At 61.8% G+C, this 16,978-nt stretch carries 10 protein-coding genes; 2 read left to right on the top strand and 8 right to left on the bottom strand.

Annotated features, from left to right (window positions below):
* Positions 1–6: 6 nt before the first annotated feature.
* The 3 genes from LVY75_22315 to LVY75_22325 all read right to left on the bottom strand — a co-directional run bounded on the left by LVY75_22315 (position 7) and on the right by LVY75_22325 (position 7,724).
* A complete protein-coding gene (locus LVY75_22315) occupies positions 7–5,316 on the bottom strand; it encodes a DUF4082 domain-containing protein (GenBank protein XAZ21557.1) in 5,310 nt (1,769 codons plus the stop codon).
* Positions 5,317–5,820: 504 nt separating this feature from the next.
* Entirely contained in the window at positions 5,821–6,957 is a 1,137-nt protein-coding gene (locus LVY75_22320) for an acyltransferase (protein XAZ21558.1), read from the bottom strand.
* A 236-nt stretch (positions 6,958–7,193) separates the two neighbouring features.
* Positions 7,194–7,724 (bottom strand): dihydrofolate reductase family protein, encoded by a 531-nt coding sequence (locus tag LVY75_22325; protein XAZ21559.1) that lies wholly within the window; start codon positions 7,722–7,724, stop codon positions 7,194–7,196.
* Positions 7,725–8,054: 330 nt separating this feature from the next.
* Between LVY75_22325 and LVY75_22330 the strand changes: the two genes are divergently transcribed.
* The gene (locus LVY75_22330) at positions 8,055–9,806 is read left to right on the top strand and encodes a hypothetical protein (GenBank protein ID XAZ21560.1); all 1,752 of its coding nucleotides are present in this window, start codon (positions 8,055–8,057) and stop codon (positions 9,804–9,806) included.
* 53 nt (positions 9,807–9,859) lie between these two features.
* Here the strand turns inward: LVY75_22330 and LVY75_22335 are convergent, their stop codons facing one another.
* The 4 genes from LVY75_22335 to LVY75_22350 form a co-directional block, all read right to left on the bottom strand.
* Positions 9,860–10,090 carry a hypothetical protein gene (locus LVY75_22335; GenBank protein ID XAZ21561.1) on the bottom strand — a complete coding sequence of 77 codons (231 nt, stop codon included), beginning with the start codon at positions 10,088–10,090 and terminating at the stop codon, positions 9,860–9,862.
* A gap of 331 nt (positions 10,091–10,421) precedes the next feature.
* Positions 10,422–10,940: a hypothetical protein gene (locus LVY75_22340; protein ID XAZ21562.1), complete on the bottom strand. Its 519-nt coding sequence runs from the start codon at positions 10,938–10,940 to the stop codon at positions 10,422–10,424.
* 82 nt (positions 10,941–11,022) lie between these two features.
* On the bottom strand, positions 11,023–11,619 hold the full coding sequence (locus LVY75_22345) for a hypothetical protein (protein ID XAZ21563.1): 597 nt from the start codon (positions 11,617–11,619) through the stop codon (positions 11,023–11,025).
* Positions 11,620–11,633: 14 nt separating this feature from the next.
* Complete coding sequence (locus LVY75_22350; GenBank protein ID XAZ21564.1) at positions 11,634–12,236, bottom strand: dienelactone hydrolase family protein; 603 nt, start codon at positions 12,234–12,236, stop codon at positions 11,634–11,636.
* A gap of 260 nt (positions 12,237–12,496) precedes the next feature.
* On the opposite strand from LVY75_22350, the gene LVY75_22355 reads away from it, so the two are divergent.
* Positions 12,497–13,090 carry a hypothetical protein gene (locus tag LVY75_22355; protein ID XAZ21565.1) on the top strand — a complete coding sequence of 198 codons (594 nt, stop codon included), beginning with the start codon at positions 12,497–12,499 and terminating at the stop codon, positions 13,088–13,090.
* Positions 13,091–13,116: 26 nt separating this feature from the next.
* Here LVY75_22355 and LVY75_22360 read toward each other — a convergent pair whose 3' ends face one another.
* Positions 13,117–16,668, bottom strand: coding sequence for a hypothetical protein (locus LVY75_22360; GenBank protein XAZ21566.1), 3,552 nt, complete (start codon positions 16,666–16,668; stop codon positions 13,117–13,119).
* Positions 16,669–16,978: the final 310 nt, after the last annotated feature.

Genomic DNA, 16,978 nt, shown 5'->3' on the forward strand with positions numbered 1-16,978 from the left:
ATTGCTTTACGCCGCGAGTTGCGGTTTGAATCCCACATCCACATAGTAGTTCGTGCTGTTGTAGCTATTCGTCGGGAACAGCCCGCCCGAGCCATAGGCATAGACGCCGTTATTGCCCGATGGCGCCTTCAGGTCGCCATTGGTCACGTCGCTGCCGAAGTAATTCCCCGTCGCCGAATAGTTGCCATTGGTCGAGTAGGAAACGACGTAGGTCGTATCCGCCTGGATGGCGATCTGCTGGGTGAGCTGCGCGGTCTGCCATCCGCTCGCCGTCTCGTTGTTGAAGGTGACGCTGCCGAGCAGAGTGCCGGACGCCGTCCACAGGTAGCCATTGTGCGAGCCCGTATTGTCCGCACCCTTGTAGAAGCGGATGGAGGTGATCCAGCCAGCGGTATCGGCCTGGAATTTCATGCCGAGATTGACCGGCTGGTTGTCGTTGACGGAGACGACCGCAGGCGTCGCATTGGCGGCAAAGAGGTTCTGCTCCGGTCCTGCGGCCGGGTTGTTGACATTAAGCGCCACCTGCGCCGAGGACGTGCCGCCCTTGCCGTCCGATATCGCGTAATTGAAGCTTGCCGGCCCCGTGTAACCTGCCGTCGGCGTGAAGGTCACCGTCTGGGCCTGGGCATTCCAGCTGACCGAGCCGTTGACCGCACCGCTGACGCCGGTGATCGTGAGCGCATCGCCATCGGCATCGCTGTCGTTTGCAAGCAGCGCCGAGGCCTGGATGGTGACGGGCGTGCCGGTGCTGGTGGTGAAGCCGCTGTCATTGGCGGCAACCGGCACCGTATTCTGCGCACCCTGCTTGTAGAGCACGTCCACCCAGTAGTTGGTGGCATTGTAGGACGAGGTCGGGAACAGGCTGCCGCTGCCATAGGCATAGACGCCGTTGCCGCCGCTGATCGAACTTGCCGGCGCCGTCAGCGCCCCGCTCGTATGATCCGTCGTGAAGTAGTTTGCGGTCGCCGAATAGAAGCCGTTGGAATGGTAGCTCGCCACATAGGTCGTGCCGGCCGTGACATTGATCGGCTGCGAGAAGGAAACCGTCTGCCAGCCGCTCGCCGTCTCGTTGATGAAGCTTGCCTGGGCGAGAAGCTGGCCGCTCGCCGTCCAGAGCGAGGCGACATGCGTGCCGGTATCCTGGGCGCTCTTGTAATAGGTGAGCCCTGTGATCTGGCCATTGGCCGAGGCGATGAACTTGACGCCGAGCTCGACCGAGTTGGGATCGTTGGCGGCGGTTACACCCGACGTATCGGCGCCGGTAAACAGGCTCGTCGTCCCGCTGTCGGGCTGCGAATTGACCGTAAGGTTGACCGTGGCGGAAGACGTGCCGCCATGCCCGTCCGAGATCGAATAGGTGAAGCTTGCGACGCCGGTATAGCCCGAGTTTGGCGTGAAGGTGACGCTGTTCGTCTGGCTGTTGAAGATGACCGTGCCGTTCACCCCGCCGCTGGCGCCGGTGATCGAGAGCGGATCGCCATCGGCGTCGGTATCGTTGGCAAGCAGGCTTGCCGCGGCAATCGACAGCGCGGTGTTGGAATAGGTCGTATAGCCATTGTCGTTGGCGGCGACCGGCGCCGAATTTGATGTCGACTGGTTGAAGACGACATCCACCCAGTAGTTCGAGGACTGGTAGCTCGATGTCGGGAATGTCGTGCCCGATCCGTAGGAATAGACGCCGTTGGCGCCCGCAAGGCCCGTCAGCGCGCCATTCGTATGGGCGGTGCTGAAATAGCCCGATGTCGCCACATAGCTGCCGGTCGTGTGGTAGGAAGCGACATAGGTCGTGCCTGCCGTGATCTGCAGCGGGCTGGAGAAGGTCGCGGTCTGCCAGCCGGAGGCCGATCCATCCCCAAAGGTCACCGTCGCAAGCAGCGTGCCGTTCGCCGACCAGATCGAGCCGGTATGCGGCCCGGTATCGCCGGATGCCTTGTAGAAGCGGATGCCCGTGATCGTGCCGCTTGCCGAGGCCGAGAACTTCATGCCGAGTTCCAGCGCCGAGTTTTCCTGGATGCTGCCGCCGGTCGGCCCCTCATTGGCGGTAAACAGGCTCTGGCCGGCCGGGCCCGGGTCGACCGTGAGACTGACATTGGCCTGGTCCGTGCCGCCGCGCCCGTCCGACAGCGTATAGGTGAAGCTTGCCGGGCCGGCATAATTGGCAGCCGGCGTGAAGGTGATGGTGCCGGCCTGCTTGTTGAGGGTGACCGTGCCGTTGAGTGCATTGCCGACGGCGCTGATCGTCAGCGCATCGCCATTGGCATCGGTATCGTTTGCCAGAAGCGTGGCGATCGAGATCGTCAGCGTGCTGTTGCGCGAAATCGTCAGGCCGCTGTCGTCGCCGGCAACCGGCACGCTGTTCGGCCCGGCATCGAAGACCACGTCCACCCAGTAGTTGGACCCGCCGGGGCTGAGGCCCGGGAACGTGCCGGCATTGTCGCTATAGGCATAGACGCCACCGCCATCGACAACCTTCAGCGAGCCGCTGGCATAGGTGCTGCCGCTGCCGAAATAATTGTCGGTGACGGAGTAGAAGCCGTTGCTGTGATAGGAGGCGACATAGGTCGTGCCCGCCGCGATCTGGACGGGCGAGGAGAACATCACCGTCTGCCAGCCGGAGAGCGATTCATTCGTCGATACGCCTGTTGCCAGCAGCGTCCCGTCGCTGGACCAGAGGCTGACGACATGATCGCCGATATTGTAGAAGCCCTTGTAGAAGCGGATGCCCTGCACGGAACCGGCGGACGTCGCCTGGAAGCGCAGGCCGAGCTCGACCGGATCGCGGTCGATTGCGACTTCGGTCGCCGGCTTTTCCGAAAGCGTCCAAAGGCCCTGCGTGGTCGGCAGCTTGACCGTGACCTGCTTGCCGGCCGACGGCGCCTCCAGATTGACGCTGTCGTCGACCGCGCGCGACATGATCGTATAGGTGCCGCTTGCCTGGACGACCCAGTTGAAGCTCCAGCTCTCGCGGCCGGTCGCCTTGAACCAGTGCTGGCCGCCATCGGTGGAGACTTCCACGCCGGCAATGATGCCGCCGCCGAAATCCTGCGCCGTGCCTGTGATCGTCACGTGCTGGCCTTCGAGGAAGGAGGCACCGACGATCGGCGACGAGATCGTCGAGGTCGGCTTCAGCGTGTCGGTCGATTGGGTCGCGAGGATCAGGCTCGCATCGAGCGTGGTCGGCTGGATGCCCATGTCGGCAAACATGTTGACCATCGCCTGCTGCACGTTGCGGTCGGTCGAGGTCGCCGGACCCTGGTGATTGTCGCTGAGGCCCCAGGACCAGAAGACGGTGCCGGCGCCGAAGACCAGCGCGCCGCTTGCCGCCCGGTACATGGTGAGGCTGTGGGTGGCGACGGCCGAACCGACCGTTGCACCGTAATCGCGCAGATAGGTTTCCACCGAGATCGACGAGAGCGACAGGTTGATGAGGCCATCCGGCCGGAAGCCGTTCTCGACATCGGAATCCCACTCGTAGCCGAGCAGGTTCTGCACCAGATTGTAGGTATCGCCCTCGTTGATCTGGGAGACATCCGTATTGCGCCAGAAGCGCAGCTTCGAATAGTCGTACGGGATGGAGATCGTATCCTGGCGGTAGCTGTCCACCTGGAACATCGTGCCCGTCAGCGAGTTTTCCGGCTCCTGCCCCGGATCGGCATAGCGCGGATCGCGCCAGGTGCCGGTGCCGACATTGCTTGGATCCGAACTCGTGCCCCAGGTCTCCTTGTAGCAGACCATGGTGCGGTAGGCCTGGCCGCTGCCGTCGATGCTGCTTTCCCAGCGAACCTTCCAGTAGCACTCGTTGCCGCTCCAGAAGGCGAGGTTCACACCCGCATCGCGGGCGGCCTCGACATTGGCGCGCTGTTCGGCAGACCAGTATTCGTCATGGCCGACGGAGAGATAGGCATCGTGGTTCAGCAGCAGCGCGCCGTTGCGCGTCGCATCGACGCCGGAGATATAGGAGACGTCATAGCCGTTCTGCTCCAGCCATGAGATGGCCGAGGATTCGACGCCGAAAATGTAATCGTGGCTGCCGCCGATCGGGCTCGTGTTGGTGATGATCGGGCGGTTGTAGCTGACGGCCGAGGCGCGGCCGATCGCGGTCAGGCCGCAGCTGCAGTTCGGCGGCAGGTAGCCGATCATGTCGGCGGGATCGACTGGCACTTCGCCGTAGTAGAGGCTGGCGCCGCCCCAGGCATTATAGGCCTGCCATGTCGTATCCGAAGTCTGGAAGACGATATTGCTGGTCGAGGCATCGTCGCGCACGACGAAGGGAATGATGCTCGCATCCTCGACGCCGTCCTCGCGCACCAGCTTGGCGAAATAGACGCCAGAGACGAAATCGGAAGGGATCTGCCAGCTGGCCGACACCGACCAGTTGCCGCAATCGATGAGGCCGAGCGACATGTCGACGATCGGATGCGGCTGGATCTGCGCCGTGGTCAGCTGCTGCTCGATCGAGTCGACCTTGCGCGCGCCGGCTCCGCCGTAATAGCCCATGCGGTAGATATCGATGCGGTAATGGGTGGAATCCGTCGCGATCTTGAAATCGACCGTTCCGCCGATATTGGTGCTGATTTCGGTGGCAAAGCCCTGGATGGTGCCGTTGCCGTCACCCTCGATGCCCCATTCGCTGATGGGGTTGCCCTGCTTCATGTTCTCGAGCGCGATCTTGTTGAGCGTCGGGGCAGCGGCAGCTGCAGCCGCCGGCGCTGCGAGCGCCGCCGAGCCTACGGGGGTCTCGGCCGAAACGCTCTCGCTCGGCTGCACCGAGATGGAGGCTATCGAGGTCTGAAGCTGTATCGACCTCGCGCCGGAACCGGCGGCAGGATCGGTCGGAGACGTGGTCGGAGCTGACGCGCCGGCATCGCCGGTAATGCCCGTCAACACGGGCGCCAGCGGCAGCGTCGCGGCCTCCTGGTACGGGTCCGGGCCGAGCACGGTGCGCTCTGTCGTCGTGGTTGTCGTCTGCAGCGCCGGCAGGAGCGACGCGGTCTTGGTCGACGTGTCCTGCGCGCCGCCATCGCCTGAAGGCGCTGATATTGCCGTCGGCGGTATCGAGGCCGTCTGCACGCCGCCCAAGGAGATCGACGCAGAAGGCTGCGTGATACTGCCTGTGAAGGAGGACGGGACGACGGCGCCGCCCGGATCGGTAAAGCTGCCCTGATTGGCAAAACTTAGGGAACCATCGGTACTCGTTGATGATACGACAGTCGCGGTTCCCAGCACTGCGCTCCAGGCTGACGGTACACGACAGATACTCAACGCTCCACCATATATGCTCAGGTACTCAAGACTACTAACCCGAATTCTCCGCATATGCGGCGTCCCCTTTCCCGTCCACCAGCCTCCTGGACCTGCCCCTCAACCGGCCCCACGAAGCAGTATTTCAAGACACCCATTCTGGCAGTTTTCGCGCCGGACCGTACGACAGCAATCAGGGGTATGCGGGTGGTGCCTCCCTACGTCCATATGATGATGCTTGCGCATGCTCGCGGGGCTTGGCGGCGGGTCTGCCTCGCGCTGGACGGGTTCGGAAAAGGTATTGCAGGGGCAACGGGATGGCGGTGGGGATGGCGGTGATGCCAAGGAGACGGCCCCTACATTTTCCGAGGTGCCGTGCAGCCCCCTCATCCGACCCTTCGGGCCACCTTCTCCCCGCCGGGGAGAAGGGACAGCGTCGCCACGCGCCGCTTCCTGTCAAAGCCTCGGTCGTTACATGAGATCCTGCCGCTTGCTCCCTCTTCTCCCCTCGGGGAGAAGGTGGCCCGAAGGGCCGGATGAGGGGGCCACGGCCACCAACGTCTCCGCCCCTAGCCGCCGCTACCGCCCCACCCCTTCCACGGCCGCCACCGGCGCCATCACCGCCCGGCCCTCCCCGGTCGCCCTGCCTGTCAGCGCAAAGCGCCTCAATGACAGCACGGGCTTCTCGACGACGTGCCAGGAAACGGCAGCAACGCAGAGCACGACAGCAATTGTCACCGCCGTCAGCATGACGACGCCGGGGATCGTACCGACGAAGAGAGACGGCGCCAGGAAGATCGAAAGCTGGATGAACGGCACGTGGTAGAGATAGACGCCGTAGGAATAATCGCCGCGCCCGAGAATCTTCGGCAACGGCAGCCGCGACAGGCCGGCATAGATCGTGATGTAGGTGAGAACCGGGATCAGGATCAGGCGGTTTGCCACGCTGTGGGTGGCCCGCGTGTCGAGCACGATCATCGCGGTCAGCGCGACGGCGATGGAGAGAGCAAGGAGCGCCCTGCTCATCGGTATCCGGCCGCGCAGCTGATAGGCAAGGATGCCAGTGAGAAACGCCGTGGTCAGCTGCGCGCCGCGGCTGACGAACAGCACATGCAGCAACTGCTCATCCCGTGGCCCGTCGGATATGAAATGCTCGACCACAAGGCCGGTCGCCACGAAGCCCGCAAGCACCAGGAACGTCGTCGCCGGCTTGCGCACCACGCCTGTGACAATCATGATCGACACGATGATGTAGCAGTGGATTTCCCAGGGAATGGTCCAGAGCGCCCCATTGACCTGCGAGGTCGGATTGGCGGAAAAAACGCCCGGAAGATCGGTATGCACCGCGCCGACGATGTTCAGGAGATAGGCGAGGAAACCCGCATCGGTGAAGTAATCGCCAAGCGGCAGGGCGGTGACCGCCGGCCCGATCACGAAGGCGCAGATCAGGATATCGACCGCGAGAGCCGGAACGATGCGCAGCACGCGATTGAGCAGGAAATTTGCGAGATCGAGCCGCTGGGCGCTCGCCGTGATCAAAAAGCCGCTCAAGGCGAAGAACATCGGCACCAGACTGTATTCGAAGAACCACAGGACAGGGCCGGTGCCGGCATCCCAATAACCGCCGGCGGTGACGGCGTGATAGAAAACGATGGTGCAAGCCAGCGCAAGCCGCAGGAAATCGAAACCAGGAGCGAGGCCCTGATATCCAGCCAAGACCCCGCCAAAGCTCCTCATTGCCCCTCCGGAAAACTGACCCACGCCTTTCAGCCTGCCGAACGAGACACAACCAAGGCGAGGGATTCGAATTTATCGATGCATCTTAGGCATGAATTTTTCAACGAAAAGTTAGCAAGTCGCGCAAGAAAACACAGCTTCTGCGATACATTTTCGGACAGGTGGCAGCATTAAGGACATGTCGATGCGAGCACCGCCTTAGTCAGCCCCAGCCATCAGGCCGGAACATAGGTCAGCCTGATCACGTCCTCGTCCATGCGATCGCTCGCCACGAGGCGCAGCCGTGGCCGCGGCGCGGCGAAGAATGGTGTGCCGTGGCCGAGCACGACGGGATGGAAATAGAGCTGGTATTCATCGATGAGACCAAGATCGGTCAGGCTTCGCGCCAGCTCCGATCCGCCAATGCCGATCTCCCCGGCAAGCCTGTCCTTCAGTCCGCCGATGACCGTTTCGAGCCCCTCGCCGACAAGCGTGGCATTGGGGCCGACCGACTTCAGCGAGCGCGACACGACCCATTTCTGCCGGCCCCGCCACGCCGCCGCGAATTCGCGTGCCGCCGCGTCCCACTCGGGGTGGTCCTCGTCCCAGTAGCGCATGATCTCGTACATGCGGCGGCCGTAGACGATGGCGGCAGCACTCCGCACGCTCTCGATGAAGTGACGGAAGAGCACCGGACCGGGCGCGAACGCCTGATGATCGATGTATCCGTCCAGTGACACGTTCTTTCCGAAAACAAGCTTGGCCATGTCCTCTCCCTCCTCAGGAGCGCCGCGCGAACGCGGATCTGATTGCGCCATGCAATCAGTTGCAGGATAGCTTAACCGGTTTTACATCGCAATCAGTTTCCGGGGTCTCGATGGGCCGTCGACTGCTGGTCGACGCCTCATCGGCAGGAAGATGTGTTCGCGCAGCTGGCGGATAGCTGTGATAGCGGGAGCTGGCGGTCATTTGCCTTGCGTTGCTTCGGTCGTAAATATTAATTCGAGATATAGAAATTCCACCCGAGGTATAATAACGTACAAATCACGACAATAAAGAACACATGATATATTTGTTCGGTTTCGACAAGAAATTCAATGGAATACATTCGATCTTTCATTGCGGACTGGTTTGGAACCTGGCAACATTTCTTCGCCTTGTGGGGATGGTTGCCTGCGATTTTGATTGCCGGTCTGATTTCGGGCCTGCTCGACGCCAAACAAGGCGCCAGGCTCGGACAGTTTGTCGGCATACCCCTTATCATGTGGGCGATCGTCGCCCTGACGCATGTAATTTACGCGCTGATATTGCAGTATATCTGGCCGCCCATAGAGGCCCGCCTCGGACCGCTCGTTCAAACGCAGTATGGAGCGCTCTACGAGATCCTGGGGCCGGCGACCGGATTTTTTCTCCTGTCCTGCCCATTCGTCGTGCTCGTCTTCCTGCCGGGCGGCGACAGCAGGCTTCTCCGGATCCTCAGAGTTGTCTTCGGAACATGGGCTGTGGTTGCGGGCTGCATCGGATTTTATCTCGCCGCCAACGGACTGCGTAACAATCCGGCGACGGCCTTCATCTATGGCGGCGCCATGCTGGGCCTGACGAGCTTCGACATATCGAAGCTGAACACGATGGCGACGCGCTATTCCTCCGAAACCCTGCTGCGCGGCTTCAAGATCCGCCGCATCGAGCGCGCCTGGGTCAAGGACCGGACCGTCGTCGTCCGTTTCGGTCTTTTCCTCGCCATCATCGCCCTCTTCTGGTTCGGGGTCGTTTTGAGCGAGGCGGTGCTCACCACCTTCTATTCCGCCGCGATCAGCGGTCTTCTGACGATCATCGGCTTTGCAGCCCTGGTCTTCACCTTCATCTACGAAGCCATCCCGACCATGCGGCTGAGGCGCGAGGTGGCGGCGGACACGCGCTCCGTGCAGCAGGCGGCAACCATCGCCGTCGTTGCATCGATCTTCGGCCTGATCCTGACGAAAGGCGAGCTGGCCCTGGGCGCTCCGAACCCTGACATGATGGGCTCGATCCGCGCCGGGCTTTTCGTCTGCGCCTTCGGCGGCCTCGTCCTGGCGACAGAGACCGTCATGATGCTGTTCAGGCTGGTTGCGACAGTGCTCGCCGACCTCGGCAATGCCAATGCCCCTGCTACCGTCATCTTTGATGAATCCCGCACCCCTGACGTCAACAGCGCGACATCGGAAACAGCGACCGGACTGTCCGAGTTGCGCAATTGCCTTGAGGACCGTGGCTGCAACGTCATTCCGCTGGCGGATGCTCCGTGGGAGAGCCTGGCCGGCACCCGTCGCCTCATCCTGGTGATCCCGAGAGTGAACCAGATGCTGGGCAACGCTCTTTTCCAGGGCTACGCGCGGGTCATCGAAGACGGCAATATCCTGCTGATGCTGACCGACCCGCAGGACTGGGAACACAAGCGCGCCTTTGCGCAGCATTTCGGCTTTTCAGAACCTCAGCTCGTCCAGGGCGAGAACTGGCTGCCGGTGCGATGCGCCGAGGCGGATGGCTCTGCAGGGCGGTCCATCGGAGCCGTTCCGACGCCGCTGATCTTCCCGCAGGATGCTGGCGAGATTTCCCTCTTTGAATTGGCGTCGGGGGAGCCGGATGCCAACGGCCTGATCACGACCCAGTCCGTTGCCGTGGCGCGGCGGCTCGGAAATGGCTGGGTGGTCATCGCGTCTTCCGTGCCGGCCTTCCAGAATGCCCAGCTGCAGCAGAGCCGCGACTTCCGCCTCGTGCATGCACTGTTCGACCAGTTGATGCAACTCCTCCCCGAGACCCGGCCTTCAACCCTTGCGCCCCGGCGCCTGACGCCGAGGCTGGTGCATTGATGTCAGCGACCCGGCGACCGAATGAACTGCTGCACATTCCTGCGCGACATGCCCTAGGTATCGGCAAGCCTGAGTTCGATCAGTTCACGCGCCAGCTCGTAGGTTCCGTCCTCGTCGTCGCCGGAGGCCTCGTCGATCATGTCGGCGGCGGCGCGGTAGACCTCACGCTCTTCCTCGGGAGAAAGCAGGCCCTTGTTGCCAAGCACGGAGATGAGTGAATTCAGGACGGCGGCGGCCGATAGTGTCATTGCCTCGGACGTGAGACGCGTGGACTCTGCAGACATTTTACCCTCGATCGATAGAAGAACGCCTAAACAATACGTTGGGCCTTCAACAAGTTCCAAGTCGAGGTTACAGATCCGGCCCACCGCGGTATCGGGTTGATCTTATCGCGACAATAATGTCTGCACCACCCCCGAGGATTGCAAGAATTGGGCTAATCCGTCTAGGTAGATTTTATCTTGCGGATCTCATCATTTCGGCGATCCTGCCGGGGAGTTTTACCGCTATGCAACTTGGTTGACCCACACTGGCACAGCAACTGATAGTAGATTTAGAATTCGCTTACGCTGTTCTTGTTCAGAGGCGCTCGCTCTCCCTCTCCGGTGACATGCCTCACACTCCATCCGGACCGCGCAGTCCGCCATCCAGCCCCTTCGCAAATGCCTCGAAGCGCTTGTCATACGCTCCGAACGCCCCCTCCCCATCGAAAATACCCCAGTATTTCCGGAACGACGGCTTTTCGATCTGCCGCCTGAGAAATGTCTCCCAGCCCGGCCAGAAATGCTCTGCTATCTCGGGCGTCTTGTGCCGTTCCAGATAGGCGCGCTCGAAGATCGAGATCATCATTTCGTAGAAAATGTCCCGCCTGACGAGGTCGTCGGGCGAGAGGTCGGCGGGTTCTTCCTGCCAGGGGAAGATGCCGAGATGGGGGTATTCGACGGAGAGTTCGAGCAGCCGGTGATAGGCGTCGCTGATCGTCAGGTAGGAGCTGTTGAACTCCTGCTCCTTCGCCCTCACATGCTCGCGCCGCGCCTTGATGAGCTCGACGACGCCGGCGACGATCGCGACGAAGGTGCCGACGGCCGTCAGCAGCGAGATGAGATCGGCATAGTCGAGCAGCGCATTGTGCATGGAGACAGGCTACAGCTTCAACTTGGCAGGTCAATCGGGACGGGCTGAAGGCCGTGAAGGCCGGGGATTATAGGCGGCCTCGTCATTCGAACTTGCCGCCCGCAATCCACTCATAGATCCTGGCAAGAATGGATCTTTTGTCTGCGGCCGGCGCAATGGTTGCGCTGAGCATCAGCTGCTCTTGCCCATGTCTGGCAATGACGGGATCTGCATCCTTGCTGAGCGCGAAAATCGCCGCCCGCGCTTCGGGCGTGTCGATCGCCCCGAGCGCATAGGCGGCCTTTCGTGCGAGGACGCGGTTATCATCCCATTCCAGATAGCTGGGCACCCATCGGGCGGCCCAGTCCAGATCTTCGACTGCGCGAGGCGCTTTCAATGCCGCAAGCGCAAGAACGATGTCCTCGTGCCTGTAGTGCCAGTCTTGCCGCAGCAGCGTGAGAAGTACATCCACGCTTTCGTCGGCAAAACCGTAGACATGACCGACCAGCAGGGCGGGTTCCACATATTCGGGAACTCTTGAGACTAGCGCCTCGATCATCAACGTATTTGCGAGAATTCGCCCATCGCTTGCCTCGCGAAACCCCTTCAGAAATGCCGCTTTCTTGCTCCGCTGCTCTGCGGGCTCGTCGGGCAGAAGTCGAAAAAACTCCCAAATCTGCTCGCACTCTTCATCCGTCATAACTAACTCATTGTTCAAAATGAGAATTTGAAATTGCAAAGCGGCCCAAGCCGGGAGATCACCCTGATCGTCAGCAGCGCGGTCGCATCCGCGTCATAGGAGGGCAGCGAGCTGTCGGCGAAATAGTGCTGGTCGCCGGGATAGAGAAAAAGCTCGGCGTCATCGGCATCCTCCACGATCTCGCGGGCGGCATCGATATCGCCCTCGCCGACGAAGACCGGGTCCTTGTCCATGCCGTGGATCTGCACCGGAACGCCGTTCGGCCAGGGCCCGAAGGCCCACTCCCCGCTGATCGGCAGGCAGGAGTAGAAAAGCAGAGCTCCGCGAGCGCCCGGCCGCGTCTGCGCGAGCTTCTGCGCCGGCAGCACCCCGAACGAGAACCCGGCATAGACGATCCCCGAAGGCAGTTCGTCGGCAAGGCGGACGCCGCGCTCCCGCATGGAGTCGAACCCGGTTGCACCGATATGGGCAAGCCCCTCGGCGATGCTCGGAAAGGTGCGTCCTTCGAAGAGATCGGGCGTATGCACCTTGTGACCGGCAGCCCTGATGTCATCGGCAAAGGCGCGCACGCCGGCGGTCAGCCCCTGTGCGTGGTGGAACAGCAAGACCTCGGCCATTGTAAAACTCCGGGTGGGGTGATCTGGCGCACGTTCGGCCACTCTACAGGCTCATCACCGCGCCGGGAAGTGCGGACGCGGTACGGAAGGAACCCCGGCGACCCCAATGACGAGGTCTTGTACAGGCTTATTCGCCCGGCAGCCTTTCAGGTTGCAACTGAATTGCCTCAGCTCCTGATTGCAAATCCATCATTCAGGCTTTTAATGGCCTGCAGATAAAGCGGCGGCGAAATGCCGCCTCCAGACTATGGGGAGATCTCATGCATAGCCGCTGGCGACCGTTCCTCTTTGCGATCACCCTCCTCCTTCCCGGCGTAGGCCTCGCCGAGGAGCCGCTGCCATCAGATGCGTTTCTGGACAAGTTTTCGTCGACACGCCACACGATTTACCAGTGTTCGACCACCACCAGGATCGTTGGTAAGAAGCTGATCGTTTGCTGGAGGGCCGCGCTCCTCATCAAGATGGCGGGAAAATATGCCGTTCCGCCGCTGACGATTGATGATGCCACCGCCTCGAGGATCATCGAGGAGACCGCAGGGAAAAAAGGGCCGGCCCGCTTTGCACCGTCCGCGCGCGAAAAGAGCCTGAACGGGATAGCCGGCACGGTCGCGAGCATTCTCGGCGAGCATGATCATCCCGACTTCGATATGATCAATTGCCTCGCGGAACTGGAATTCGAGGGGATCGAGGACAGCCTCAGCTGCAACTATGCCTATGCCAGGGTAAGGCTGATCATGGCAAACGTTGCCGATGCCGAACCCGGCGAATACAAGCTCGACAGGGCCGAATTCCCCTATGTCCTGCAGCAGGGATTGGAACGCGCCTATATGGGGTCGAAGACTTCGCAGCCTTAGCCGGCTGCCGCCGCGCCGACACCCGTTCACTCGATAATCCCCGAGGTGCGCAGCACCGAAGACAGGATCGATCGTGCCCGCTCGCCCGCAGCCGCCAGCCAGGCGTTCAACGCGGCAGGCGCGGGCTTCTGTTCGGTCTCGTCTGCACAGGACCTGATGTCGCCGGCCGGGCGGGACACCGCTGAAGTTGGGCCTGTTCCGTCGCTCCGCGCCTTGTCGGGCGTGCCGCAGGGAACGAGATAGCCCTGCTCGGGATCGACGGCATTCAGCAGATAGAGATAGGCGAGCGCGGAAGACATGCTGCGCTTGGGGAAATAGGAGGCGAAGCGCGCCGTTGCCGTCGAGCGGTGGGAAAAGATCTGGTAGACGCGCCTCTGCACGAATTGCACCAGCTCGGGATCGTCTCTGCTGACAAGCAGCGCATAGGGTTCGTAGGTCAGATATTCGGCGCCAATCAACTGCTCGACCGCGCAGGGCGTATTGCGGGCGTTCCAGCTGTCGAGCTTGCCGAGGATCAGCTCCCGATCGCCCATGAAGACCGGCCTCAGGCCCGGATTCGGGCTACAGAACCACTGGATGAGATCCCCGTAATCCTTCATCGGGCAGAAATGATAATCACGCCAGGATCTCTTCTTCTTGTCAGCATCGCTGAGTTCCTTCTTCTCAAGAGGGTTGCAACGCGGATCGGTGACGGCAGCGGATATCAATTTGAGCGGATCGGGCTTCAGCGCGTCGTCGCACAGGACGATCGATTGCGCGGTCTGATCGCCCGACGTATTCGGGCTCGACCCGCAAATCTTGCCCACGGTGGTGATGAGATTGTTCGCCATCTGCTGCGACGGCAGCGGTAGAAAGGATGTCGTATCAGGCAGGATCGAAAGGGGCGCGAGGTCCTTCGCGCTTTGGAGCGCCTTTTCAAGCGATGTCTTGAAATCAGGTGGCAGCTCTATTTCGGGCGATACGCTGGCATCATCAGGCATCGCCTTTTCAGACGATGCCGGGGCGGAAGCACGCGAACCGGGATTGTCGGGCAGCAGCATCGCAATCCTGCGCCTGACCGCCGCCGCCGCATCGAGGAAACGGCAGCGCTCGTAGAGTGCCTTTCGCTGGGGCGGTGCCAGCCCCTTGAAGAAGTCGACCTGGCAGCTCTTGAAGGCAACGTCTGCGGCCGTCGTTGCCGAGACGTAACCGATCACGACATCGCCGGCATAGGTCGTCGCTTCCCGCGAATACCGGACGAGATAGGAGACGCCGGAGGCAAAGACGATCGGCGAGTAGATGCTGTTCCAGTCCCGTTTGGACCGGCCATCGGCATCGTCGCCTGAATCGCCATTGGCGCTGATCGCCAATCCCGAAAAGCGCATGGTCACTGTATCGCAGAGAACCTCGACGGGCTTCTTGTCGCCGACCGTGTCCCCGTTCACCAGCTTGAAGCGTTCGGCCGTCGTGACCGACACTTCCTCGATCGTATATTCGCCGACCGAAAATATCTCGTGGCAGAGGTCCGCCAGATAGCCGATATGATGCGCCTTGCCGTGCCCATCACCGACGAGATAGGAGAACGGCTCGACATTGTCGCGGAAGCCGACGCGCACGTCGCGAGCGAAAACGGGCGTGCTCAGCACGAAGGTGGCGGCCATGAGGACCGCGCAGACAAACTCCGCCTGCTTTCGGTTAATCCGTCGCCGCGTTCGGCTGAAGCCGGGCTGGCCGAGGTTCCAGCTGGCGAGGAACACCAGGACCGTCAGGATGAGCCGGCTCAGCGTATCCGACCGCCGGCTGCATGCTGCGGTCGCAATTGTCTCCGCCCTGAAACAGTCGCCCGGCCAGCCGGGATCCCAGAACCAGCTATGGGCGATGGAAAGCACCAGTACTGAAGCGGCGCAGAGCACCGCATGGCCACGGACCGGCCTTCCATGCGCCCGCGCATCGGCCGCCGCCAGGCATATCGGCACCATCGGGAGAAGGGTGACGGCAAGGGTCGGATAATAGAGGATGAAGGGGGCCGACCCGCCGAAGAGCAGCGAATTGAAATGGTTCGCATTCTGGGCGATGGCAAAGGCCCGCAGCATCGCAACCCCGGTCAGTCCGAGGACCGAGGCGGCGAGCGCCAGCGCAAGGCAACCCATCATCTGCGACAGGCGCGAGGAATTTCTATAGTCCCAATCCTGCTGGGCGCCGACCCAGTCCTTGGTGTCCCACCGGTATTGACGCAGCGAAAAGGCCGCCAGAAGCGGCAGCCAGGTCAGCGAGGCGATCTTCAGGGTTTCGACCAGTGCCGTCAGCAGCACCCCGGCAAGGTTCGTCGTCTCCACATATTGACTGACGAGTTCCTGTGCGCCCTGCCAGGCGCTGGCGGCAAACAGGATGAAGACGGGGATGAGCGAGAGCAGCAGCCCCGCCTCCGGCCCGCTGCCGACGGCATCCGGCCGGTCGGTTTCGAGCAGCAGATCGGCAAGCGCATCGATCGGGTGTGCCAGGCCGGGCTTCGGCGCCCTGGCCGGCCCGCGAAAATCCGGGTCGCGCTCGAGGAAGATCGCCAGCAGCGTCACCAGTTCGAAACGGACCGCCGTCGCGTCCTTCATGACCTGCGAGATATAGTCGTCGAACCGGCTTTCGCTCGCGTCCAGATCGGGATTGTCAGGATTGGCGGCAGTGGCCGGATTGGTGGCCTTAAGATCGCCGGTTTCCTGCAGCCGGCGCTGAAAGCTGTTCAGCAGGGTATCGGCCTTATCGACGAACTTGGCTTCAGTGTCCCGCACGCGGGCTGAAACCTCGGCGCCCGGCCAGCTGCCGCGCGTCGTCTTCGCCCAGACGATCAGGAGCTCCAGCTGCGACAGTAGCGCGAGCAGCTCCCGGGTTCGCGACGTCCGCTTTCCGAGCAGCCACCTGACGCGTGGATAGCCATCGATCTGGGCCTGCCAGTTCTTGCGAAAGTGCCCCAGCATTTCGGCAAGCGAGCCCCTGCCCCTGTTGCGCAAATGCTCCCGGCGCTCGCCGCTGTGCCCCGGCGGTTCCTCCAGCGTGGCGATGAGGCTGCGGGTGGTCTGTTCGATGCGCACGGGAATGCCGGCCGCCCGGTAGGCGCGGTTGCGCAGCCACTCCTCGGCGATCCGCACCGGCGGCAGCAGATCCGCAAGCCCCGCAAACGCGAAGGCGAGGGTCAGCGGCCATTGCGGACTGTCGAATTTCAATTCGGCAATATCGACGGAAATGCCGGCAACGGGGATCATCTGCGTTGCCTGGAAGATCAGCTTGCCGAAAAAGGTGAGCGACACATAGAGGATCAGCATCGCGCCGGCATAGATGAAATAGGCCCTGTGGAGCGAATTCTGGCCACCGAGGTCCGTCGGGTCGAAATCGCGCAGCGCTTCCGAAGTGGCAGTGATATTCCGCCCCCTCGCCTTGAACCGCGGCCAGGAAAAGAAGGCCACGAAAAAACAGCCGAAAGCGAAAGCGTAAAGGAAAGAGGGCTCGAACCGAACGCCCATCATGGGCAGTTGCGGCATGTCGCTGATGGTCAGGCCCTGGTAGTTCCAGAGCGACCACGGGATATCCGCCGGCCATGGATTATCCATCCGCCTCTCCAGAATTAGTGGCGCTCAAAGGTTCTCACGCGGAACCGGTCAGCGCCGGTGTATCCGGATTTTTCTGGCTAGCAGTTGCCGACATTCGGGTCGCACGGGCCCGCCACCGCAGCGGGCGGAACGACAGCGACGGTCGATATGCAGAGGCCGATAGCGATGAGTAGTACGAAGATACGCATGTTACCCTCCCTAACTCACTTTATAGTAGCATAATTGAAGAAACAGGGAAAGAGTTTCTGCCGAACGCGGCAGTCTGGCCCAAGGAAAGACGCTACGAATTAAGGATTTATCGTTTTGTTAG

Origin of the sequence: Sinorhizobium sp. B11 (genome assembly GCA_039725955.1) — a bacterium.
GTDB lineage: Bacteria > Pseudomonadota > Alphaproteobacteria > Rhizobiales > Rhizobiaceae > Rhizobium.